The organism is Chitinophaga rhizosphaerae, assembly GCF_003958645.1.
GTDB lineage: Bacteria > Bacteroidota > Bacteroidia > Chitinophagales > Chitinophagaceae > Chitinophaga > Chitinophaga rhizosphaerae.
Genome location: NZ_RXLO01000014.1, coordinates 1 through 24,573 on the forward strand (window position 1 = coordinate 1; position 24,573 = coordinate 24,573).

21 protein-coding genes are annotated in these 24,573 nt (G+C 55.3%); 19 read left to right on the forward strand and 2 right to left on the reverse strand.

Annotated elements, in window-relative coordinates; all coding sequences use genetic code 11:
• Positions 1–178: 178 nt before the first annotated feature.
• Positions 179–2,872 (reverse strand): putative LPS assembly protein LptD, encoded by a 2,694-nt coding sequence (locus EJ361_RS23025; protein WP_126248802.1) that lies wholly within the window; start codon positions 2,870–2,872, stop codon positions 179–181.
• Between the two features lie 323 nt (positions 2,873–3,195).
• Here EJ361_RS23025 and EJ361_RS23030 point away from each other — a divergent pair, with 323 nt between their 5' ends.
• The 13 genes from EJ361_RS23030 to EJ361_RS23090 all read left to right on the forward strand — a co-directional run bounded on the left by EJ361_RS23030 (position 3,196) and on the right by EJ361_RS23090 (position 17,472).
• On the forward strand, positions 3,196–4,383 hold the full coding sequence (locus tag EJ361_RS23030) for an N-acetylmuramoyl-L-alanine amidase family protein (RefSeq protein WP_164714389.1): 1,188 nt from the start codon (positions 3,196–3,198) through the stop codon (positions 4,381–4,383).
• A gap of 106 nt (positions 4,384–4,489) precedes the next feature.
• The gene (locus EJ361_RS23035) at positions 4,490–5,485 is read left to right on the forward strand and encodes an MlaD family protein (protein ID WP_126248806.1); all 996 of its coding nucleotides are present in this window, start codon (positions 4,490–4,492) and stop codon (positions 5,483–5,485) included.
• Positions 5,482–7,128, forward strand: a complete 1,647-nt coding sequence (locus tag EJ361_RS23040) for an OstA-like protein (RefSeq protein WP_126248808.1) — start codon at positions 5,482–5,484, stop codon at positions 7,126–7,128. Before EJ361_RS23035 ends, EJ361_RS23040 begins: the two co-directional genes overlap by 4 nt.
• Positions 7,129–7,149: 21 nt before the next feature.
• Positions 7,150–8,337: a Na+/H+ antiporter NhaA gene (gene nhaA / locus EJ361_RS23045; protein ID WP_126248810.1), complete on the forward strand. Its 1,188-nt coding sequence runs from the start codon at positions 7,150–7,152 to the stop codon at positions 8,335–8,337.
• 87 nt (positions 8,338–8,424) lie between these two features.
• Positions 8,425–8,895 (forward strand): hypothetical protein, encoded by a 471-nt coding sequence (locus tag EJ361_RS23050; RefSeq protein ID WP_126248812.1) that lies wholly within the window; start codon positions 8,425–8,427, stop codon positions 8,893–8,895.
• 37 nt (positions 8,896–8,932) lie between these two features.
• Positions 8,933–9,469 (forward strand): hypothetical protein, encoded by a 537-nt coding sequence (locus EJ361_RS23055; RefSeq protein WP_126248814.1) that lies wholly within the window; start codon positions 8,933–8,935, stop codon positions 9,467–9,469.
• Positions 9,470–9,544: 75 nt separating this feature from the next.
• Positions 9,545–11,056 carry an NAD(P)H-hydrate dehydratase gene (locus EJ361_RS23060; protein ID WP_126248816.1) on the forward strand — a complete coding sequence of 504 codons (1,512 nt, stop codon included), beginning with the start codon at positions 9,545–9,547 and terminating at the stop codon, positions 11,054–11,056.
• 123 nt (positions 11,057–11,179) lie between these two features.
• Positions 11,180–13,405, forward strand: coding sequence for a sodium-translocating pyrophosphatase (locus EJ361_RS23065; RefSeq protein ID WP_126248818.1), 2,226 nt, complete (start codon positions 11,180–11,182; stop codon positions 13,403–13,405).
• A gap of 199 nt (positions 13,406–13,604) precedes the next feature.
• Entirely contained in the window at positions 13,605–14,591 is a 987-nt protein-coding gene (locus EJ361_RS23070) for a hypothetical protein (RefSeq protein WP_126248820.1), read from the forward strand.
• A gap of 74 nt (positions 14,592–14,665) precedes the next feature.
• Positions 14,666–15,880, forward strand: coding sequence for a glycosyltransferase (locus EJ361_RS23075; RefSeq protein WP_126248822.1), 1,215 nt, complete (start codon positions 14,666–14,668; stop codon positions 15,878–15,880).
• On the forward strand, positions 15,864–16,073 hold the full coding sequence (locus tag EJ361_RS23080) for a hypothetical protein (RefSeq protein ID WP_126248824.1): 210 nt from the start codon (positions 15,864–15,866) through the stop codon (positions 16,071–16,073). Before EJ361_RS23075 ends, EJ361_RS23080 begins: the two co-directional genes overlap by 17 nt.
• Before the next feature lie 72 nt (positions 16,074–16,145).
• Positions 16,146–16,556, forward strand: a complete 411-nt coding sequence (locus EJ361_RS23085) for an Rrf2 family transcriptional regulator (RefSeq protein ID WP_126248826.1) — start codon at positions 16,146–16,148, stop codon at positions 16,554–16,556.
• A gap of 55 nt (positions 16,557–16,611) precedes the next feature.
• Positions 16,612–17,472: an NmrA family NAD(P)-binding protein gene (locus EJ361_RS23090; RefSeq protein WP_126248828.1), complete on the forward strand. Its 861-nt coding sequence runs from the start codon at positions 16,612–16,614 to the stop codon at positions 17,470–17,472.
• 68 nt (positions 17,473–17,540) lie between these two features.
• On the opposite strand, the gene EJ361_RS23095 is transcribed toward EJ361_RS23090, so the two are convergent.
• The gene (locus EJ361_RS23095) at positions 17,541–18,533 is read right to left on the reverse strand and encodes a helix-turn-helix domain-containing protein (RefSeq protein ID WP_126248830.1); all 993 of its coding nucleotides are present in this window, start codon (positions 18,531–18,533) and stop codon (positions 17,541–17,543) included.
• Positions 18,534–18,628: 95 nt separating this feature from the next.
• On the opposite strand from EJ361_RS23095, the gene EJ361_RS23100 reads away from it, so the two are divergent.
• The 6 genes from EJ361_RS23100 (at position 18,629) to EJ361_RS23125 (ending at position 24,567) form a co-directional block, all read left to right on the forward strand.
• Complete coding sequence (locus EJ361_RS23100; RefSeq protein ID WP_126248832.1) at positions 18,629–18,838, forward strand: hypothetical protein; 210 nt, start codon at positions 18,629–18,631, stop codon at positions 18,836–18,838.
• A 309-nt stretch (positions 18,839–19,147) separates the two neighbouring features.
• Positions 19,148–21,520, forward strand: coding sequence for a TonB-dependent receptor (locus EJ361_RS23105; RefSeq protein ID WP_126248834.1), 2,373 nt, complete (start codon positions 19,148–19,150; stop codon positions 21,518–21,520).
• A 9-nt stretch (positions 21,521–21,529) separates the two neighbouring features.
• On the forward strand, positions 21,530–22,411 hold the full coding sequence (locus EJ361_RS23110) for a DUF4249 domain-containing protein (protein ID WP_126248836.1): 882 nt from the start codon (positions 21,530–21,532) through the stop codon (positions 22,409–22,411).
• Between the two features lie 40 nt (positions 22,412–22,451).
• Positions 22,452–23,066, forward strand: coding sequence for a hypothetical protein (locus tag EJ361_RS23115; protein WP_126248838.1), 615 nt, complete (start codon positions 22,452–22,454; stop codon positions 23,064–23,066).
• Between the two features lie 123 nt (positions 23,067–23,189).
• Positions 23,190–24,092 carry a sterol desaturase family protein gene (locus EJ361_RS23120; protein ID WP_126248840.1) on the forward strand — a complete coding sequence of 301 codons (903 nt, stop codon included), beginning with the start codon at positions 23,190–23,192 and terminating at the stop codon, positions 24,090–24,092.
• A gap of 37 nt (positions 24,093–24,129) precedes the next feature.
• The gene (locus tag EJ361_RS23125; protein ID WP_240646715.1) at positions 24,130–24,567 is read left to right on the forward strand and encodes a BlaI/MecI/CopY family transcriptional regulator; all 438 of its coding nucleotides are present in this window, start codon (positions 24,130–24,132) and stop codon (positions 24,565–24,567) included.
• Positions 24,568–24,573: the final 6 nt, after the last annotated feature.

The following is a 24,573-nucleotide window of genomic DNA, read 5'->3' on the forward strand; positions in this document are numbered from 1 at the left end:
CGTCAAGCGGCTTACTGTATGGCTACCATGGCGCATCATCTACCTAATTTAGACAGATTTTTTCGCATTACTAAAGCCCTCGCACTAAAGTGCGTAGTTTTCAACTAACGGCTGGGACCAATAAAAAGGCTGACCGCTTGGCCAGCCTTTTTACTTTCAGGGAAACACCGCTCCCCCGCTACAATTCCTGGAACTGTCGCGTTCGGTTGATGCGGAGATCCCGGAGAATACCCGCTTTCGGATTGATGGTGATGCTGAACTGCCGGTAACTGCCGAACGGCACCAGGTTGATGCTCATCTGCCAGCAATGCAGATCGCGCGAGATCATCAGGGTCGTATAAGCCACCTGTTTGTTCACGAAGTCGAAACCACTGTTGAGGGCAATCTTCCACTTGGGCGTAAGGCTGAAATCGCCGTTAAAGCTCAGGTACTGCGTGATCGCCGTGGAATCGCGATACCGGTCGGCCGACCGGATGCGGCTATAGTTAAAGCTGTAAGACAGGTCTAGCCGCCAGGGAATGTCGAAATCCACATAATCTCCCGGGTTGGCCCGCATCAATTCCATCTGCCGGCGCTGTTCTTCCAGTTGCGCTTCGGGCAATCCCCCTTCTTCCTCCATTTCATCCTTCTGCTTTTGCTTTTCTTTCGCTTTGGGGTCCTGGCTCTGGAACGATGTGCTGAACGCGATGTTGGCGTTCGTCAACCGGCCCACACTGAATTTGTCACCTTTCCAGGCATATTTATTAATCCGTCTACCAACCTCGTCAACCTGGTAAGGGCTCACCGTTGCGCTCGCCGAAACATTCAGCTTGTCAAACAGGTTTGTACGCGCGTTCAGCGCGAAGTCAGACAACTTGAAGCTGTCTGCCACGAGGTTATAGCTCGAATTGATCCCGAAACCGTCGAGCAGCTTTACTTTCCGGAAACCGGAAGTGTCCTTGTCCGACCGCACCTTCATTTCCAGGTTGTTATCGATCCCGAACGTAAGACCGGCGAAGGTTTCTCTCGGCGATCCGCCGAAAGCCGAGCCGGCGTAGTGGGAATACCAGTCTTTATTGCCTTCGCGGTCCATCTGGACTTTTTCCCATTCGTTGCGGGCCAGGCTGGGCGAATAATTGACCCCGAAGTTGGGGCGCATTACGTGGCGGATGGCCTGTACGCGCGAATTCTTGCTCTTGAAACCGTACATACCGTACAGCGCCGTGCTCAGCGACGCGCCGGTAGACATGGCACTGGTGCGGAAAAACCCGTCTTCGTAGGTGGTATCGAGCATACTCACTTTATTGGGATTGTACGTCAGCGTCTGGCGGCGAACGTACCATTTCTCCGTATAGTTCACGTTGGGCGTCATGATGATGTTCCGGGTAACGGGGATAGACAGCGTGATGGGGATCTGGTGCTGCATGCCGGCCTGCAGGTTATCGAACATCGCGGGCTTGCCGAAAGTGGAATCCGCGAACCGGACGCTGTTCCGCAGCAATGTATTATAACTGACGCCGATCTTCTCGTACCATTTCGGACTGCCGACCATTTCTTTCCGCTGGAACGGGTAAATGGTGTTGACGTTGAACGAACCGTCGGGCAGGCTGATATCATATTGCCGGGTTTCGTTATTCTGGGAGTGCCTGGCCGCCAGCGTTAAGTTATAAGGCTTGCCCACCCAACTTTTCGAATAGTTGATAGAAGAGCCGATGTTATTGTTGAGCCGCCTCCGGGCGTCGTACACGTTGTTCCTGTTGAAGCTGGCCGTCCTGAAATCCACGCTGGCGCCAAAGTTCGTTCCCGGGCGCGCCTTGCCGTCCTGACTATGGCTCCATGTCACGCTAAAGTCTTTCGACCGGGTAAAGTTCTCCTTGATCTCGGGGTCGCCGATGCGGGTGAGCGAGTAGGCGAAGTTGAACCCGCCATTATATTTGTATCGTTTGCGGTAGGTAGGACTGATGATCGTTCCCCAGCTGCCGTAAGAATAGAGGTTGGCGCGGACCGTAAGGTCGAGGTACTCCCCCAGCCCGAAATAATACCCGCCGTTTTCCAGGCCGAGCCCTTTTTGCTGGTTCACCACGTACTGAGGCGGCAACAGGCCGGTCCGCTGGCCGGAGCTGATGGGGAAAATCGCGAAGGGAATGAACAGCGGCGTCGGGATACCTTCGATCTCGAGGTTCGCCGGGCCGGATACGATCAGTTTATTGGGAATTACCTTGATTTTCTTGGCGCGGAACGCGAAGTGCGGCGTATCCAGGTTACAGGTGGTATAACCGTTGCGGTAACCGAAAATGGTATTATCGGGCTGCTTCTTCACTTTCTGGCTGGCCACGAAACCTTCGCCGTATTGCGCGCGGGTTTGATAGATCATGGCCTTGCCGGTATTGAAGTTGTACTGCACGGAATCCATCTCGGAACTGGTGGCCCCGTCGTTCAGCACGGCTTTATCCTTCGGTTTGCCCGCCGTATCGATCCCCATCCTGGAGGTGAGGATGCCGGTGGCCTGGTTGAAGTCCATCGTGCTCCCCGTCAGTTGGGTATTCTCATATTTCACATCGGCCTTATTATATAGGCGGAACTCCTTTTTCTTCACATACATGACGATGGAGTCTTCCGCTTTATAATTCACAGGTGCGGTGAGGCTGTCTTTGGAAAGCTTGATGCCCACGGTGTCTGTCTTTACCCGGGATGAGTCCAGGTTGACGGAGTCGGCGACCGCTGGCGGTACGGAATCGCGCGCGGGCACGGGTCGCGGGCGCGAGGTATCGCGGGCCAGGGAATCCCTGTTCGGGAAAGTCACCGCATGGGGCCGGGGAACGGTGTCTGTGAAAATTTTGTTAAAGTGGATCGGCTGAAACGCAGCAGCGAAGCCTGTTTCGTCTTTCAGCAAGGACCAGCCAGCGAATAAAAGTACCGTCAGCGGCAGGAACCGCCGCCTTAAAAAGTTTTTTAAATTATTTTTGCAGAAAGGGTCCATGTGTTAAGCGGGCACAAACCTACATGATTTTGCACAATTTATTAAATAGATCGTAAATAGAAAATGTAGGCAAGTGCAGCGGCAGGGAATGGACCCGTGACGAACGAATCAGACACAACCCATTAAAATACAGTATTGACATGCGCTGGAAAAGAGTTTTATTTTCAGGATTAGGCATAGGAATGCTCTATACCTTATTCATTCAAGCAAAAATTGCACCGGATTCCCGGAGTCCCGTGCAGGAAAAGCCGATCCGCACCATCGTGGTGGACGCCGGCCACGGCGGCTCGGACCATGGCGCCACCGGGTCCTACTCCAGTGAAAAGGACGTGACGCTGGCCGTTTCCCTCAAACTGGGTAGAATACTCGAAGAGATGTTCCCGGACGTAAAGATCGTGTATACGCGGAAGGTGGACCGGTTCGACGATGTGAACCGCAAGGCCGCCATCGCCAACGAAGCCAAGGGCGACCTTTTCATTTCGATCCATTGTAACGCCGCGCCAGACATCAAGCGGGTAACGGGTTACAGGACCCAGACTTACCGCGACAAAAAGAAGCGCAAGCGTACCCGCAAGGTACCTATCTATAAATCGTACCCCAATCCCGCCAAAGGAACGGAAACGTATATCTGGGCCACGAGCAAGAACAACGCGAAGTCGGAATCGCTCCGCAACAACTCCGTGATCGTGTTCGACGCCAATTCAGAGGAAACGCAGCAGTTGATGGATACCAAGGACCCGGAGACTATCATCATGCTCAATACCCTCCGCAACGCGTTTTTCGATCAGAGCCTCCGGCTGTCGAACCTCGTGGAAGACGAGTTCACCAACGCCGGGCGGATTTCCCGCGGGGCGCGCCAGCGGAACGAAAAAGGGATCCTGGTACTGCATGCCACCGCCATGCCCAGCGTGCTGGTGGAGCTGGGCTTTATCAGCAATCCAGAAGAAGAGAACTATCTGAATTCCGCCGACGGCCAGCATGAAATGGCCCACTGCATCGCCAGGGCGGTAAAGAAATACAAGGAAGAACTGGAAAGGACGCATAAAGCCAGCGGCGCCGCCCGCCCGGCCGAAACACCCGCGCCTGCCCAACAGCACCAGGAACCGCTCCCGCCTGCAAAGGTGAACCCGGCCCAGGAGCCCCCCGCAACATCTGCAGGGGCCTCCGCCGCTGCGGGCACCGATTTCCGGGTGCAACTGCTCACCACCGCAAAAGTTTACACATCCCGGTCCAGTCTCTTCAAAAACCTGAAAGGCAATATAGACCGCGAAACGCTCCGCCAGAAGGGGAAAACCATCAATAAATACATCTGGGGCAACTTCCGCACCGAAGCGGAAGCCAATGCCGCCCTCTACAAAGCCCGCCAAAACGGGTTCAAAGACGCCTTCGTGCTCACGTACAGGAACGGCGAACGAATCGACTGACCCCCTGTTTCCATACCCGGCTGGCCCGCCTTTTGCATTAATTCTGTTACCTACGACTGACGCACCATTGTTTTAACTATTTTTGCAAACGAACTAATTCTACCCGATGCTGAAAGTTAATAATGAAACGAAAGTAGGTATTCTGACCGTGATCGCCATCGTGCTGCTAGTGCTGGGGTTCAATATCCTGAAAGGCAGAAGCCTCTTCTCCACTAAAAAAACCATCTACGCCGTATATACGCAGGTGAATGGCCTGCAGCCCTCCAATGCCGTTATGGTCAACGGCCTGGGGATCGGCACCGTCCAAAGCCTCGAAGTGATGGACAAACGCGCCGGCCGCATCCTGGTTACCCTGCAGATCAGTAAAAACATCGAAATCCCCAAGAATTCCGTGGCCCGCATCAGCGCAGACCTGCTCGGCACCCGGAAAGTCGAGATCGATTTCGGGAATACCGACGATTTCCTCAAAAACAAAGACACCATTTACGCAGCTGTAGACGGCTCCATCACCGACGCACTCAAAGAACAGCTCAGCCCCCTCGTCAAGAAACTGGAAAGCACCCTCGGCGCCGTAGACACCCTGCTGCTCACCGTCAACTCCGTGTTCGACACCACCACCAAACAGAATATCCGCCAGGCCGTAGCCGGCCTGAACGGCACCCTCGCCAACCTTAACAATGCCACCCGCAACATCAACGGCATGCTGGCAGACGGTGGCAAAATCGCCGGCACGTTCGATAACTTCAACGCCGTGTCCGCCAACCTGAAAAACAATAACGACAAGATATCCAACATACTCACCAACTTCGATAAAGCCTCCGGCGCCTTCGCCAACGGCCAGATCGATTCCACCCTTCACAACCTCCAGAGCACCATCAGCAGGCTGAACGAAGTGGCCGGGAAAATCAGCAGCACCGACGGATCGCTGGGGCTGCTCATGAACGACCGGAAAGTCTATAACAACCTGCAGCACTCCCTCGGCAGCCTCAACAAACTGCTCGAAGACCTGCGGTACAACCCCTGGAGATACGTGCACCTGAGCGTTTTCGGCAGAAAGAACAAGGTAGTGACCATTCCCTCCGACACCGCAACCGTACAATGATTACCGCTACAATGTTCAAATATTCCATATACGGCCTCGTTCTGATCGGCGGAATAGGCGCTGCCGGCGCCTTGTCTGCCGGTAGCAAGACGCTGCCCGCACGGTCCCGCCACCTTTTCCAGGAAGATACCACCAAGATCATCCGCCTCCATAACGCGGAACGGATGATCATCATCCAGACGGATTCCGCCGCCGAACAACGCTTCGTAGGGAAAGTAGAGTTCCAGCAGGGCACCAGCCGGCTGTATTGCGACAGCGCCATGCTCGATAAGAACAAGAACATCGTTTTCGCCTGGGGAAATGTACACATCAACCAGGCAGACAGCGTCCACACCTATTCCGACGTGCTCACCTATTTCGGGAACGACCGCAAAGCCATCCTCTCCGGCAACGCGAAACTGACCGACAACAAGATCGTGCTCACCTCACCCACCCTTCATTACGACCTCGCCACCAAAATCGGGACGTACGACAAGGGCGGCAAACTCGTGAACGAAACCACCGAGCTCACCAGCCGCGAGGGTATCTATTACGGCAGTACGAAAGATGTGTACTTCAAGAAGGAAGTAGTGGTGATCGACCCGGAATTCACGCTGGGAACGGATACCCTCATGTATAATACCGAAACGAAGATCGCGACCATCATGGCGCCGACCACCATCAACGACGGCAAAATGACCATGTACGTGACCGACGGTTATTACAATACCGACCGCGGGTACGGCCAGTTCGGCCAGCGCCCCGTGATCGAAGACAGCACCAACACCTTCACCGCCAACGAGATACAGACCGACAAACAAACCGGCATCTCCATCGCAACGGGCAACATGATCTGGCGCGACACGGCCCAGAAAATAGCCGTGCTGGCCAATTACGGCATCATCAACCAGCAACAGAAATCTGTACTGGCCACCCAAAAGCCCGTTACGCTCATCGAAGGGAAAACGGACACCCTGTTCGTAGCCGGCGATACCCTGTTCTCCGGCGTGCTGCCGCGGCTGATAGACAGCAGCATCGTACTGCAGGATAAAAAGGCGGATGGGAAAGACAGCCTCGCGGCGAAGCAGGACACTACGGAAAAGCGTTTCATCATCGCCTACCACCACGTCCGCATCTTCTCCGACTCGTTGCAGGGCGTGGCCGACAGCCTGTATTATTCCAGCGCCGACTCCATTTTCCGCCTTTACCGCGACCCCGTGTTGTGGGCCAACAGCAACCAGCTCATCGGCGATACCATCTTCCTGTTCACCAAAAACCGGAAGGCAGACCGCCTTCTGCTCGATCAGAACGCCATGATCATCAACGAAGTAGGCCCCGATATGTTCAACCAGATCAAGGGGAATACCATCCTGGGGTATTTCGGGGAAGAGAAACTGGATTCGATGTACGTGAACGGCAACTCGGAAAACGTATACTACGTGCAGGACGACGATAGCGCATTCATATCCGTGAATAAACTCCAGACCGCCAACACCCGTGTGTATTTCGAGAAAGGCGAACTGGAAAGGATCGTGTTCGTGAAACAGCCGGAAGGTACGATGTACCCCCTCTCAAAAATCCCCGCGGAAGAGAAAAAACTCAAAGGATTCCGCTGGGAAATCGGCCGCAGGCCCAAAACCAAATACGAACTGCTCGGGCAGTAAATCTTCAACTAAATAATTAACATGCAGCTTTTCTCATTCAAAGAACGCTTACTATCTCCTATATGGCAATTTCTGCACGACAGTCGCGCCGTCGGCATCGTGCTCATCATCTGCACCGTAGTTTCCATGATCGTAGCGAACTCCGGATGGGGCCCTGCATATATCGATTTCTTCACCCACCATTTCCAGCCACAGGGCGGGCATCATATGGAATGGAACGGGCTGCACCTCCCCAATTCCTGGCTGCTCTGGATCAACGACGGGTTCATGGTGCTGTTCTTCTTTCTGGTGGGAATGGAGATCAAAAGGGAACTGACGACGGGCGAGCTCGCTTCCATCCGCAAATCGATGTTGCCGGTACTGGCCGCCGTGGGCGGGATGTTGGTGCCCGCGCTCATTTATGTCCTTTTCAACCATAACACCGATTACCATCACGGATGGGGCGTCCCCATGGCCACGGACATCGCGTTTTCGCTCGGGGTGCTTTCCCTGCTGGGGAGCCGCGTGCCACTGCCGCTGAAGATCTTCCTCACCGCCCTCGCCATCATCGACGACCTCGGCGCCATCCTGACCATCGCTATTTTCTATACGGCGGAACTGCATGCGAATTATCTGCTCGGCGGTGCAGGCATCGTCGTAATGCTGGTGATATTCAACCTGCTGAAAGTGAAGCCGGCCATATTTTACTTCATCCCCGGCATCGTGCTGTGGTATTGCGTCTTCAATTCCGGCATCCATGCTACCATTGCGGGCGTGGTGCTGGCGTTCTGCATCCCCTTAACTAAAATCCCGAAGCTGGAACACGCGCTCCACGACCCCGTGAATTTCCTTATCATGCCCCTGTTTGCGCTCGCCAATACGGCGATCGTTTTTCCCGCCGATCTGCTGGGCGCATTTTCGCACCCGGTGAGCTACGGCATTATGGCGGGGCTCGTGCTGGGCAAGCCGCTCGGCATTTTCGGGATGAGCTTCCTGGCCGTGAAGCTCCGCATCGCCAGCCTGCCCGGTCAAACCAACTGGAAGCAGCTCTGGGGCGTGGGGATGATCGCCGGGATCGGTTTCACGATGAGTATTTTCATCGCCTCGCTGGCATTCCAGGAAATCGATATCCAGGTGGTTTCTATCATGTCGGTGATCTTCGCATCGCTGCTCGCATCCCTGGCCGGGTTTATTTTTTTACGCACTTTGTGCAAGGAACAAAATAAATAGCGGCAGCAGCCGTTTATTGGCTACCTGTGTCACCCGTTTCCCGCATCTGTCCCCCCTTTGGCATTGTTATTGCAAATGATTGAACGCATGAACAAACGATTCATCTATGCCATTATATTGCTATGCCTGGCCGGCAACGCCAGCGCACAGCAGTCGCTGAAAGGTCAGAAAGAAGCCGGCGTACGGCTGGGGCTTCCGCTGGGCGTTACCGGACGGTATTTCTTCACAGACCGGTCGGCCGCCGAAGGGATCGTAGGATTGTATAACCGCACTTTCACCGTAACGGCATTATATCAGTATCATTTCGACCTGTCTGCCCTCACCATTCCCGGATTCGGGTGGTATGCAGGCGGCGGCGCGCATCTCGGCACCAGGGACATAGACGGCTCCTACCGCTTCCTGGGCGGTGTGGACGGTGTTGCGGGGCTGAATTACAATTTCAGCAATATTCCCCTCAACCTCGGCCTCGACTGGAAACCCGCCGTTCATTTCGGCAATTCGTCTGACCTGGCGGATTTCGGCGTGTCGGCACGATATATTTTCGGCAGCAAAAAGTAAATCATCCAAATACCACCGTTTAATCTAAAATGTACATATGAAAAGGATTCTGTTGCTCTTCGGAGTACTTTCACTGATGATGACGACTTTCGAGGCTAATGCACAGCGCAGAAGCAGCGGAGGTGGCAACCCGGCCGATTACAACACCGCGCTGGGCGTGCGCCTCAACCCCTGGCTCGTAGGCTTCACCGTGAAACACTTCATTCAAGGGCCGCATGCCATCGAAGGCCTTGTTACCCACTATTTCAACGGCAACGACGAGCCCACCAACGTTACTTTCACCGGTCTCTACGAGTACCACTGGAGCGTGTTCGGTAAATCCGAATGGAACATGTACGCCGGCGGCGGTGCCCACGTGGGCCTCTGGCGCGACTGGGATTGGGACAATGGCCGCAGGTACGACAAGAAAACCAAAGCTGTGGCTGGTCTCGACGGTATCATCGGTGTGGAGTACACATTCAAAAAGATCCCGCTGAACCTCAGTGCCGACCTGAAACCGTATTTCAACTTTAACGGTTACAACGACTTTATCGGCGAGCAAATCGGCGGCGTGTCTGCCCGTTACGCTTTCTAAAGCGCATATTCTCAAATCTGTTTGCGGCTGTTCCCGGCAAGGGAGCAGCCGCTTTTTTTTGTTATATTGGGGGATATGAAAATCTTGTCCGCCCGGCAAATCCGTGAAGCAGACGCTTACACGATCGCGCATGAACCTGTTGACAGCCTCCGGCTCATGGAGCGTGCGGCAGCCGCATGCGCGCAGTGGCTGATGGATACGTATCGCGGGACCGACCGCCCCTTCTACATTTTCTGCGGACCGGGGAACAATGGCGGAGACGGGCTGGTCATTGCCCGGTTACTGGCTGGCGAGGGTTTCAACGTGCAGGTCTGGCTCGTGGCGCAAGGGGACCCTTCGCCCGACAATCTCGCCAACCAGGCCCGCGTCCCTTTCCTGCAAATGATTCACGAGCCCGGGGAGTTCCCGCGGATGGAAGCGCCCGGCGTGATCGTTGACGCGCTTTTCGGGACGGGATTGAACCGCCCCCTGGATGGCTGGACCGCTACGATCATCCACCGGATCAACGACCAGCGCGGGCGGCAGGACATTGTTTCCATCGACATGCCTTCCGGGCTGATGGCGGACAAAAGCACGAAAGGACATCCGTGTATCCATGCACGTTACACACTCACCTTCGAATACTGGAAATTGGCGCTGCTGCTGCCGGAGAACGGAGCGTTCGCCGGAGAAACGGTGTTGATCCCCATCGGCCTGCATCCTGCATATACGGCGGCGGTGCAGACGGAATACCATCTTACCGATTTGGAAATGATCCGGACGGTCTACCGGCCCCGGGACCCCTTCGCGCACAAAGGCACTTACGGTCATGCGTTGCTGGTGGCGGGAAGTTACGGGAAGATGGGCGCGGCGGTGCTTTCGGCGAGTGCGGTGATGCGCGCCGGCGCAGGTTTGCTGACAGTGCACGTACCGGATTGCGGGTACGAAATCATGCAGACGGCTTTCCCCGAAGCGATGTGCGAAACCGAAGCGCAGGCAACGTTTCCCGCGCATTTCGACGAAGCTTTCCGCCTGCGGCGCGCCCCGGCGTACGACGTGATCGGGATCGGGCCGGGCATTGGCACAGAACCCGCTACCGCCAAATCCCTGGAACGCTTGCTGGGCCTATGGCAGGGGCCGATGGTGCTGGATGCCGATGCGCTCAATATCCTGTCCAAATGGCCGTCTCTCCTGCAACAGTTGCCCAAACATTGCATCCTGACACCGCATCCAAAAGAGTTCGAGCGGCTTTTCGGGGCCACGGGCAACCAGTTCGACCGGCTGGAGCTGCTGCGGGCGAAGGCGGCGGAGCTGGAACAATACATCCTGCTGAAAGGGCGGTTCACGGCCATGGCGTGCCCTGACGGGGCGGTGTTCTTCAATCCCACGGGCAACCCCGGCATGGCGACCGCCGGCAGCGGCGATGTGCTCACCGGGATATTAACGGGGCTCCTGGCGCAAGGGTACGCCCCCAAAGCTGCGCTCATCCTCGGCGTATGGCTCCATGGCAGGGCAGGCGATCTGGCCGCCGCCGTATCCCCCGAAGCCATGATCGCTTCCGATATCATCAGCCACCTCGCCAACGCATATGCGGAAATACAACAGTAGCCTCCATATTACAATTAAACTAAATATAAGAGACTACTAGTAAAATAAATTCTAATACTTTATCTTCGTCAACCTTGAAAATCATAATCTAAAGCCTTGAAATTTTAAACGGATTAAAAGAGTATGAGTATAGCTTACATTATTCCACTGTTCGGACTGATTGCACTATTATTTACCGCGGTACAGAGCGCCTGGGTGTCCAAACAGGATGCAGGGAACGAGCGGATGCAGGACATTGCCAGGCATATTGCTGAAGGCGCTATGGCCTTCCTCAAGGCAGAGTACAAGATCCTCACCTATTTTGTGATCATCGCAGCCCTCTTGCTCGGCTACATGGGCTTCTCTCACGAGAATTCCGACTGGACCATCGCGCTGGCCTTTATCATCGGCGCGATATTTTCCGCCACGGCGGGTTTCATCGGCATGCGCATTGCCACCAAAGCCAACGTCCGCACCGCACAGGCGGCGCGTACCTCGCTCTCCAAAGCCCTGAAGGTTTCCTTCACCGGCGGCTCCGTAATGGGCATGGGCGTGGCGGGCCTGGCCGTGCTTGGGCTCGGTGGCCTGTTCATCCTCCTCAAAGCCTATTTCGGCGCGGCTCCCAACACCGCCGAAATGGTTAAGACCATTGAAGTGCTCACCGGCTTCTCGCTCGGTGCGGAAAGCATCGCGCTGTTCGCACGCGTGGGAGGCGGTATTTATACCAAAGCGGCCGACGTGGGGGCCGACCTCGTGGGTAAAGTGGAAGCCGGCATCCCGGAAGACGATCCCCGCAACCCCGCCACCATCGCCGATAACGTGGGCGATAACGTGGGAGACGTGGCCGGTATGGGCGCCGACCTTTTCGGGTCCTACGTTGCCACCGTACTGGCCACCATGGTACTGGGCAGCGAAGCCCGTGCCACGGACAATTTCGGCGGCCTCTCCCCGATCCTGCTGCCCATGGTGATCGCCGCCAGCGGCATCATCTTCAGCATTCTCGCTACTTTCTTCGTGCGCATCAGCGACAGCGCGGGTCTCAGCACCAGCGCCGTGCAGAAAGCACTGAACATGGGCAACTGGGGCTCCATCGTGCTCACCGCGATCGCCTGCGTAGGGCTCGTGTACTGGATCCTCCCCGCTGAAGCCTTCTACCTGCAGCGCGACTTCATCGGTGGCGACGCACTCCGCGAAGGCGCCATCGCCATTACGCAAAATGGTGTTATCGGCGCCATCTTCGTAGGCCTTGCCGTAGGTACCCTCATGAGCATTATCACGGAATATTATACCGCCATGGGCAAACGCCCGGTGATGTCTATCATCCGCCAGTCTTCCACCGGCCACGCAACGAACGTGATCGGCGGCCTGGCCGTGGGGATGGAATCCACCCTGCTCCCGATCATCGTACTGGCAGCCGGTATCTACGGCTCTTACGCCTGCGCAGGCCTTTATGGCGTTGCCATCGCGGCAGCGGGCATGATGGCCACCACGGCCATGCAGCTGGCGATCGACGCATTCGGCCCCATTGCCGACAATGCCGGTGGTATCGCCGAAATGAGCGAACTTCCCAAAGACGTACGTGAAAAAACCGACATCCTCGACGCAGTGGGTAACACCACCGCCGCTACCGGTAAAGGTTTCGCGATCGCTTCCGCAGCATTGACCGCCCTGGCGCTCTTTGCCGCATTCGTAGGCGTAGCGGGCATTTCCGGCATCGATATTTACAAAGCCGACGTGCTGGCAGGCCTGTTCATCGGCGCCATGATCCCCTTCATCTTCTCTTCCCTCGCCATCCGCGCAGTAGGCCAGGCAGCCATGGCGATGGTGGAAGAAGTGCGCCGCCAGTTCCGCGATATTCCCGGTATCATGGAAGGCACCGGCAAACCGGAATACGACAAATGCGTGGCCATTTCCACCGATGCATCTATCCGTAAAATGATGGTGCCCGGCGCCATCGCGCTGATATCTCCCCTCATCATGGGCTTCATCTTCGGGCCTGAAGTACTGGGCGGCTTCCTCGCAGGCGCTACCGTGAGCGGCGTGCTCATGGGCATGTTCCAGAACAATGCCGGCGGTGCGTGGGACAATGCCAAGAAATCTTTCGAGAAAGGCGTTGATATCAACGGCACGATTTATTACAAGAAATCCGAGCCACACAAGGCTTCCGTTACCGGCGATACCGTTGGCGATCCTTTCAAAGACACCTCCGGCCCCTCGATGAACATCCTCATCAAACTCATGTCCATCGTATCGCTCGTTATCGCGCCCACCCTCGCTGAAATCCACATCCACAAACAGGAGCCGCCGGTTGCCAAACAACAGCCCGCGCCCGAAACTCCCGCCAAGGAAGTGGCAGCCGTGAAGTTCTAAATTCACCACTTTGCATATGGAAGCCGGTCCCGCCCTGGGACCGGCTTTTTAATTCCCGCAATCTTTATTGTTGTTTCCACCCGAAAAACCACCTTCCGAAAAGCCGTTTCCAGCCTCACGTAAAATATTGAAAAGCAAGAATTTTGAACCTCGATTAGCCAGAACCGTCATCCTTTTGTTAAACCTAAACTCCCCGCTCATGCAAACCACAAAGCAAATCCGGCTGACAGACATTGAACCGCATATGTCTGCCCTCCAGGGCTGGCTCCGCGGTAACATCGTAGGCATGTACGCCGGCCGGAAAATGAAAAACGGCAAACAGACCGATCAGTGTGCCGTTGTACTACACGTGGAATACAAAAAATCACCCGGCAGGCTGGCGATGGAAGGCGACACGCCCATTCCCCCGTTTTTCGAACTGCCCATTCCGCAACCCGGCGGCGGGCATGTAATAGTCGACATTCCAACCGATGTGCAGGAAATCGGCCCCATCGAAGTCAAATATCCTGTCCGCGAACGGAAGGTCGGCGACCCCGGTGATTTTGAGCGCCCCTGCCCCGGCGGCTACCAGATCCAGGCTGGCGGGTTCCCGGTCTACGGCACGCTCGGCGCCAACATCAAGTACAACAACAAGTACCGGATGATCTCCTGCAACCACGTCATTTCCTGCAACGGGATGTATACGGATGTGTACCAGCCTGATATGACCGAACAATACTATTACCTCACCCAGGTCACAGACTATATCAAACTCACGACTTATCCCACCAAAGACGAGCAGAATCCGTATTACAACACCACAGACTTTGCCTGGTGCAACATTGCTGCCACGTCTGGCTCCCCTGCGATCCAGGACATTGGCGTACCCATTGGTTTCGCCGCGCCGGCCGTGGGTATGGAAGTGAGATACTTCGGGGCGGTTACGAACGAGGTTACCAAAACAACCATCAAATCGACCACTTACCAGGGGATCGTTAACGTGTTCGGCAACCGGTACGCATGGTTCAAGAACAAGATACTGCTCACGGATCACTACGCCGTTCCCGGAGATTCCGGCGCGGTGCTCGTGAACAACAATATGGAAATCGTGGGCATGCTACAGTCTATGACCCTATTGCGCTCATCGGCATGCATCATACCCGAGTGTAACGACACTTTCGCAGAACAGGAAAATCAAACAGTGTAGAAACTCAGACAGCATACAGATGAATGCGGCGGCGGGGTTCTCCCTGCCGCCAGATTTTACCCACAGCACACCGTATGAAACTCTTATTGATAGGACAATTCGCTCAACAGACCGGCATGGCGCGCATCACGCAATTACTTGCGGCCGGCCTCGCCGCCCGGCACGAAATTCATGTGTTCGGGACGGATACTTTCCAGAAAGAACCGTTCACAGGCACTTTCCATTTACATTACAATCCGCAACCAGCCGATGTTTTCGGGGAAGGAACCCTTCCCGGGCTCATCGATTCCATTCAGCCGGACGTCATGCTCCTGTATTGCGAAATCTGGTTCGCAGAAAGGTATATGTCCGCCATCAGGAAGGCGGCGCATCATTGTCCGGTAGCAGGATACATCCCGGTGGACGGGCAACTCAATCACCCGGAGTTCGCCAAAGGACTGGCGCGGCTCAGTTCCGTAGTAACTTTCACGGTTTTCGGGAAACGGGTGCTGAAAGATTGCGCCACGCAATTGGGGATAGCGCGCCAGCCGCCTTTCCGCCGCATGGCCGTGATCCCCCATCCGTTAGATGGCGGCCGGTTCCACCCCTTACACGGCACCACGGCCGGCCGGCGCATCGCTGCACGGGAAGCGCTGTTTCCGGGAAGAGACGAACTGCGCCGGGGCTTCTGGGTGCTCAACGCCAACAAAAACCAGCACCGCAAACGGATCGATCTCACCTTGCGCGGTTTCGCGGAATTTGCGCGCAACAAGCCGGAAAATGTACGGCTATGCCTGCACATGGCCACCAAATGCCAGCAAACCGACGTGGAACGGGAAGCCCGTGTGCTGGGGATTTTTGACCGGCTCGTGCTGACAGATCCCGGCAACAGGCACCCCCATTGGCCAGCCGAAAAGCTCAATCTCCTCTACAACGCCTGCGATGTAGGACTCAATACCGCCATGGGCGAAGGCTGGGGCCTGGTGAGCATGGAACACGCCGCCACAGGGGCACCGCAGATATTACCTGACCATACGGCCTGCTCGGAAATCTGGAAAGGCGCCGCCGCCCTTGTACCCGCCAAACCCCAGGTGTACGGGAACGGATGGCTCACCGGAGGGCTGGTGGAGCCCGCCGCTATCGCGGAGCAACTGGAACGGTTGTACGAAGACAACGGGCATTATCATTCCCTCCTGCAGGCGGGCCTGCGCAATGCCACACAGGTAGCCTGGTCGCCCGGGGGCGTGGTGCGGATGTGGGAACAACATTTCGAACAAATCCTCTTCAACGATCATGCAAAAATTCACTGATCCACCCGGCCATCCTTTTCTGCCCGCTCCCTTCGGCTGCAACTGCCTCACCAACTCCCCGGGAAAGGGTGTTTTCGACCATCCCCTCCGGCCAGACCTTATCCTCCGCACCTGCCGGGAAACCGAAGCTGCGGCCGGCCAGCGGCTTTATGCGTTCCTCCCGCCCCCGGCGCCGGAACTGACGGTCCGGTAACTGCGCCGAAAATATTTTTGGCGGATTTGAAAAATCCCCTACATTTGTACTGTAATTATAAATATTACAGAATTGGTCCGCAGTAAATTCGCTACACATGTTCACATCCTTTCGCTCATGGGGAAATTCCCGGAAGAGTGGCTGACCTCCGATTTCATCGCGGGGTCGCTGAACAGCAATGCCGCGCTCGTCCGCAAGGAACTCAGCGAACTGCGCAATGCGGGGCTGGTGGAAAGCAAGGAAGGCAAAAACGGCGGTTGCCGGCTTGCAAGGCCGTTGAAAGACATCCGGCTGTCTGACATATTCGCCGTCGTGAAGGATCGTCATATTTTCGGATTTTCGCCGAACGATCCCAACCCACACTGCCCGGTGGGCCGCAATATCAATAAAGCCCTGGACACCATGTTCACCCGGCTCGACGAATCGGTGACCGGTGAACTTTCCAAAACCACCCTCGCCGATTTCATCGCGAAACTCTTGTAATTTTTTTTTGATCATAACTGTAACTTTTTTCATTACATTTTAAACCGTAAACTATATGACACACACTATTCTCGTACTCGGCGCAACAGGATTCGCAGGCAGGCAAGTTGTAAAAAACCTCTCCGCCAGGCCCGGCGTCCAGGTGAAAGCCGCCACCCGGTTCCCCGAAAAATACAAGGCTCCGGCGGCCAACGTATCCCCGGTGCATCTTGTCCAGGAAGACTTTTCCACCTTCGCCCCCGCCCTTTCCGGTGTAGACCTTGTATTTCTTTCCGCCGTTCCGCTGGATATGGGATCAGCGTCCAAACTGCGCCCTTTCATCGACGAAGCGAAAAAAGCGCAGGTGAAGAAGATCGTATTCCTTTCCGCCATGGGCGTTGAACATGCGGAGGCTTCTCCTATGCGCCAGATCGAACTCCACCTGATCGCTTCCGGCATCCCTTACAACATCGTACGGCCTAACTTCTTCATGGAAGTATTTTCCGAAAGCCATTTCAGCAACACCATCCGCCACCTGGATAAAATCCTCATCCCCGCGGCCGACGGCAAGTATTCCGTCATCGCCGCATCCGACATCGCCGCCGTTGCCGCCGAGCTCCTGCTCAACGAAGCGCATAACGGCAGGGAACTGACGCTCACCGGCCCCAAAGCCATCGATAATCATGAAGCCGCCGCCATCATTTCCAGCGTCAGCGGTAAAAACGTGACGTATGAAAATATCCCGGAATCGGTACTGGTTGCGGAGATGCTGGCCGCTGGCGCCAGTGAAAGCGACGCCCGGTTCATGTCGTTCCTCATGGGCGCATTAAGAGACGGGCATTTCGCCCCGGTAAGCACCGCCGTGAAAGACATCACCGGCAGGGAACCGCTTTCTTTCGAAGCCTTCGCGGAAGCGAATAAAACCCACTTTTCCTGAACGGGCATATCAACCGAAAAAGGCCGCACTGCAATCAGCGCGGCCTTTTTAATTTCTTTTTCGTTAGGTTATCTGGCTTGAAAATCCCTGGGGCTGCAACCGTACTTTTTCCGGAATGCATGACTGAAATGCTGCAGCGACGAATACCCCAGATCGTCGGCGATCTCCGTAAAACTCCGGTTCCCGGAGCGGATGAGGCGCTGTGCCTCTTCTAAACGGTGCTCGCTGAGGTAACCGAACACGGTATTGTTGAAAACCTTGCGGAACCCGCTTTTCAGCTTGAACTCGTTGAGGCCCGCCTGCCTGGAAAGATCGGCCAGCGACAAGGGTTGCTGCGCATTGGCCAGGAGCAGATCGCGCGCGTAGCGGATCTTTTCCTCGTCTGACCGCCCGAAAACCGGTTTCTGCTGGCGGCTGCCGTCGTACAGTTCGATCTGCTCGCACTGGAGCGCCAGCAACTCGATGGCTTTGGACTGGAGGAAGAGCTTTTTGAGCCCGCCGGTGAAGTGGCAGTTCTTTACTTCATCGATCACCTGCAGCATCCGATGGGTCATCCGGTAGGCGTGTTCGGGAAAAACCGGCCGGTCGAGCTCCACGCTTTCTCCGTACCGCTCCAGTACAGGGCCGTTGTGATAGGCCAGTTCGATGAAGCGTTCCTTGAGGAAAGTGAGCGCAAAGACATTGATTTCCGGTTGTTTCTCGACGCTTACCTGCTCTTCGGGCTCGGGGCTGTAGACGAGGTTATGCTCGTGCTGGCGGGTACGGAAGGTTTTCCGCACGCTTCTTATCTTCGCCGTCACTTCGCCCTTGAGCATGAAATGCATGCCTACGCGCTTGAGGGTGTCGTGACTTTCCACTTCCAGCTTTTCGCGGATGGACGCCCTTCCAAACCCCATCAATACCCCGTCGAAACAGATCTCGCTGAATTCGGCGTTCCCGGCTTTGAGGTCGAGCTTGTGATGGCGCTCCGTCAGATCGCGGCCCTGGAAATATTCCGGGCACATCACGGTGTCATCGTGAAACAAGACTTCTTTGCGTTCGTTTTTGACGGTAAATGGCATAGAAAATCCGTTTTATATAAATTTTAATCCGTTAAATGCAAGCCTGCCAACTTGAGAGATGCGAATTTTGAGGCAAATTAATTCAAAATCGGACCATGATCGGCATATTCAAAACAAATATCAATACCCAAAAGGAAAAAAAACGGGTGATCCGCGCCTTGTCCGGCGAGTTTTCTGCCACCATGTGCACCCTCGACCTGGAGGACTGCGACAAGGTGCTGCGGGTAGATTGCCCGCAAATGCAGGAGCACCAGGTGATCTCCTTCGTGCGCGACCTGGGGTACCAGTGCGCCGTTTTGGAATAATGAATCGTACGCGATGATGAAATTCCGCCCTTTCCGCCGGAAAAAACATGATTTCCATCAGATTCCGCCCTCCATAAACGGCCGTTCCCCCCGTTTCATTTATTTCCCCCTGAGAAACTTTCCTATACACTACTTATTTCCGCCGCCGGCTACTGGATCCAGTAAGGCCTGCGGCGGTTTTCTCTTGTTATGCAGAATAAATTTCCCATCCATAGGGGTATGTTCTATTTTGCACGTCATATGATCGGAAAACAACGGGAATCACCATCCGGAACTGTCTTCCGCCATCACTATAAACTGAAAACCAATATGAAAGCAACAGCCCGACTGCTGAGCACCCTCCTTCTTATCTTGTTTGCGACCACTGCAGCGTTGGCGCAACAGCAACGGTATACCATCAGCGGTTACGTTAAGGACGAAAAGTCCGGCGAATCCCTCATCGGCATTTCCATCGGAAAACCCGGCACTTCCGTAGGGACCGTTACCAACGAGTACGGTTTTTATTCCCTCACCCTGCCGGCGGGAACCCACGAAATCCAGTTCTCCTATATCGGCTATCAACCCCAGAAATTCACCCTCGACCTTACCGCCAACAAGCGGATGGACATCCGTTTGGGCCAGGCAGACCGCCAGCTGAACGAAGTGGTGATTTCCGGCAAGCAACAGGAGAAGAATATCAATACCCTCAATACCAGCCTCAACAGGCTCGATATCGCGGAAATCAAAAAACTGCCCACTTTCATGGGTGAAGTAGACGTGATCCGTACCATCCAGACGCTGCCCGGGGTAAATACCGTGGGCGAAGGTGCTGCCAGCTTCAATGTTCGCGGCGGCAACGGCGACGAAAACCTTATCATGCTCGACGAAGCCCCCGTTTACAACTCCACCCACATGCTCGGCTTCTTCTCCGTTTTCAACCCGGACGCGGTAAAGAACATCAACCTCATCAAAGGCGGGTTCCCCGCGGAATACGGCGGCAGAACGGCTTCCGTGCTCGATATCAGGATGAAGGACGGCAACAACCAGAAATTCGGCATGACGGGCGGCATCGGGAATATCTTCAGTCGCCTGGCGCTGGAAGGGCCCATCCAGAAAGACAAATCCTCTTTCATCATCGCCGGCCGCAGATCATATATGGACGTGCTAATGAAGCCCTTCCTCAAAGGCGACATGAAAGACACCAAGCTCTATTTCTACGACCTCACGGCCAAGGTGAACTTCCAGCTGGATAAGAACAACAGTCTTTTCGTGAGCGGGTATTTCGGCCGCGACGTGTTCGGCTTCGGAAAGGAAGCCAATATGAACTGGGGCAACAACACCGCATCGCTGCGCTGGAACCACATCTTCAACAACCGCCTGTTCATGAACCTCACCACGTACTATACGAAATACGACTATAGCCTGCGGTTCACCAGCGACGAGAAGTCCACCACCGACCAGGAATTCAGCTGGAAATCGAACATCATCAACTACGGCGTGAAACCGGCCTTCACCTATTACCTGAATTCCAGCAACACGCTGCATTTCGGGGTACAGGGCACCTATTACACCTTCAAGCCCGGCAGTACGCTTTCCCGCCAGGACGCGGATGAGCACCGGATCGTCCTCAAAGACAAGAACGCCCTGGAAGGCGCGCTCTATCTCGATCACGAATGGAAAGCCGGTAATAAATTCGGTGTTCAGTATGGCGTTCGGCTCTCCGGATTCCAGTACATGGGCAAAGGCACGGCGTATTATTATGCAGACACGGTAGCGGGTACACGTAAACGATTCATCGGTTCGAAGGATTATGAAAGCGGCAAGAAGATCGCGGATTACTATTTCCTCGAGCCCCGCCTTTCCGCACGCTACGCCGTTAACTCCACTTCGGCCATCAAAGCGGCTTTCAGCCGTTCCGCACAATACATGCACCAACTGAGCAATACAGCATCCCCTACCCCGGTAGACATCTGGACGCCCGTTTCCAACAACGTGAAACCACAGCTGACAGACCAGGTAACGGCAGGGTACTTCTATAATGCGCCCGGTGATAAATTCGAACTGTCGGCCGAGGTGTTCTACAAATCCATGAAAGACCAGCTGGACTTCATCGATAACGCCGACCTGAACCTCAACGAGTTCATCGAAGCCGACCTCCTCAACGCGAAAGGCCGTGCTTACGGGCTGGAGCTGTATGTAAAAAAAGATATCGGCAACACCACAGGCTGGATCAGCTATACCCTGAGCCGTTCCGAGCGCAAAACGCCGGGCCTGAGCATGAACGAATGGTTCATTAACCGGTACGACCGTACCCACAACCTGAACATCGTGGCCAGCCACGAATTCACGAAGCGCGCGAGCATGAGCGCCAACTGGATGTTCGCATCCGGTACGCCGGCTACCTTTGCGGACAGCCGCCTCGAATTCCAGGACTGGGACATTCCTTACAATACCACCGAGAAGCGCAACAACTACCGCCTCAAACCCTTCCACCGTCTCGATCTTTCGTTCACGTACAAGGGCCGCCAGCTGAAACGCTGGAAAGGCGAATGGGTGTTCAGCCTTTACAACGTGTATGCCCGGAGAAACGCCTATACCGTGTACTTCCGGCAGAACCCGGACGATCCTTCCAAGAAGGAAGCCGTTCGCCTGAGCATCATCGGGTCCATCATCCCCGGTATCACTTATAACTTCAAATTCTAATCTCCAAGCATGTATCATATGAAAAGGAACCTCACCGCCATCGCCCTTCTGTTCGCCGCCGCCGGATTCACCGCCTGCGAAGACACGATCGACCTCGACGTACCGAACGGAAAGACCTTCACCGTTGTGGACGGCTGGATCACAAACGTGCCGGGGAAACAACAGATCCGTCTGACCACCACCGTCCCCTACACCAGCCAGGGCTCCGCCCCTGCTGTGACCGACGCGAAAATCACGGTAACGGACATCACCGCTAACAAGACCTACAATTTCACATATGCCGACGGCGTGTATAGCTACGACCCCGGTGCCGGTCAGACGATCGGCGAAGTGGGCCATGTGTACAAGATGCGGCTGGAACTGAAGGAAGGCGTCTTCGAAGCGATGGACACCCTGAAACGCGTGCCCGTCATCGATTCCATCGCCGCCGACTTCAAAACGAAAGAAGAAGCGATTTCCGGGAAGGAAGGCTTTTTTGCCCGGTTCTATGCCAAAGATCTCGCAGGTGCAACCGACTGGTACTGGGTGCGTAGCTACCGCAATTCGCTCCAAAGCCGCGTGGAAGACATTTTCACCATCGATGGTTCTTACGCCGAAGATGTGGCGGACGGGCTGAACTTCATCCAGCCAATAGCGGAGGGGATCACCGACTACGACAAGCCCTTCCAGGAAGGCGAGAAAGTGATCGTCCGCATCGCTTCCGTCACCAAACGGAGCCACGCTTTCCTCGACCAGGTGCAGCAGCAGATCGACAACGGCGGGCTGTTCGCCAAAATCCTGGAAAACGTGCCTACCAACGTGCTGAATACCGACAAAGATGCCAAGGGCCGTGTGCTGGGATGGTTCGGGACTTCGGCCGTATCGTTCAAGGAAAAGACCATGCAGAAATAACGATTATCAACCTACAGTTCACCCCGTAAAAACAACAAACATGAAAAGATCAGGTAAGCGCCTGCTGCTTGCCCTGGCCGTGCTTTGCACTACGCCGGCACTCGCGCAGGAAAAAATCGAAAGTCTTTCCCGTGGCGGAAAGGTAAGAGTGGGCGGCTTCGGCGCCCCTACCATCAAATTCACGACGTTCGACGATCAGATGGGTGTGCTCCTCGGCGGTTACGCCGGCGTGATGCTCAATAGCAGGCTGATGTTGGGAGCAGGCGCCTATGGACTGGTCAACAACATCGAAGCGCCCCGCCAGGATCCCGCCGGGCCGGCATTATACTGGAACATGTGGTACACGGGTTTTGTGCCGGAATATACCATCAGGGGCAACAAACTCGTTCACCTCGCCGTGGGCGCCCTCGTGGGTGGCGGCGGCGTCATGAAGAACGAAAGGTATAAAAGCTGGGACGAATTCGAATCCATCGGCTACAGCAGCTTCTTCGTGGGCGAGCCCCACGTGAACCTGGAGCTAAATATCACTTCCTACCTGCGGCTCGGCATCGGCGGATCGTACCGGTTCGTCCGCGGCTCCGGAACGGAAGGCATAACCGACGAGAAGCTGAGCGGCCCCTCCGCCCACTTCACCATCAAGGCCGGCCGTTTCTAAGGCCCGGTCACTGGCGGATCATCTTTTACGGCGGGAACGGCCGGCACGGGAATTTTTATTAACTTTTGGCAAAAGGTATAAACCGCGCACATTTCCCTTACCGTTAAAGATGATCCGTTTTTTATGGAGTTGATACATTTCGCCATACCTGGTTTTATCCTGCTCATCACCGCGGAAGTCGTTTTTTCGGCGGTCGAAAAGCGGGACCTCTACGAAACGAAGGACGCCGCCAGCAGCATCGCCATGGGCCTGGGGAACGTCATCATCGGGCTATTCACCAAAGCCGTCATCTACCTCGTTTACAGTTTTGCCTACGAATTCCGGCTTTTTACCCTCGACGCCACGGTCTGGTGGGTTTGGATCGCCTGTTTCTTCGCGGACGATCTCACTTATTACTGGTTTCACCGCTGCAGCCACGAGATCCGGTATTTCTGGGCTTCGCATGTGGTCCATCACTCCAGCCGCCGCTACAACCTGGCCACTGCGCTCCGCCAAACGTGGACGGGCAACCTGAGCGGGGCATTCCTCTTCTGGATATGGATGCCCCTGGCCGGTTTCCACCCCGCCATGATCATGGCCATGCAATCCATCAGCCTGCTGTACCAGTTCTGGATCCATACCGAAGCCATCCGGAGGCTCCCCCGGCCGCTGGAGTTCTTTTTGAATACCCCGTCGCACCACCGCGTGCACCATTCTTCCGAGATCAAATACCTCGACCGTAACCATGGCGGTGTCCTGATCATTTGGGACCGGCTTTTCGGCACCTTCCAGCCCGAGGAAGAAAGGCCGGTATATGGGTTGACGGTCAATATCAATACCTATAATCCCCTCCGCATCGCCACGCACGAATGGGCGGCCATTGGGCGCGACCTCCGCCGGGCCCGCACCTGGAAGGAAGCGTGGATGTATGTTTTCGGGGCGCCGGGATGGGATGTTACCGGAAACGGGAAAACGGCGAAAGCCCTCCGCCGGTCACTCCACACCTCCTCCCATCCTACCCAAAACATGCCGCTCATCCAAAAATAATCATGGATATTTTGCATTTACGAAAACTATCGTACATTTGATTACGAAGAAATTCGTACAAAGGAGAGATATCATGGAAAACAAGGCAAATAACAAGAATGTACGTCCAACCGAAAGCGAGCTGGAAATCCTTACGATCCTCTGGGAGCGCGGGGCCAGCACGGTGAGGGAAGTGCACGAGATCCTGGAGAAGCAGAAGGAAGCGGGTTACACCACTACCCTGAAGCTGATGCAGATCATGCACGACAAGGGCTTGCTGCAGCGGGATGCAAGCGCGAAGACGCACATTTATGAAGCTGCCATTCCCAAGGAAGAAACACAGGCGCAGTTGCTGAAAAAGATGATCGACACGGTTTTTTCCGGTTCTGCGTCACAATTGGTTATGCAGGCTCTCGGCGGCCATCGCTCCTCGCAGGAGGAACTCGACCGCATTCGTGAATACCTGAACGAAATCGATCAAAAACAGTCGAAATAATTGTTT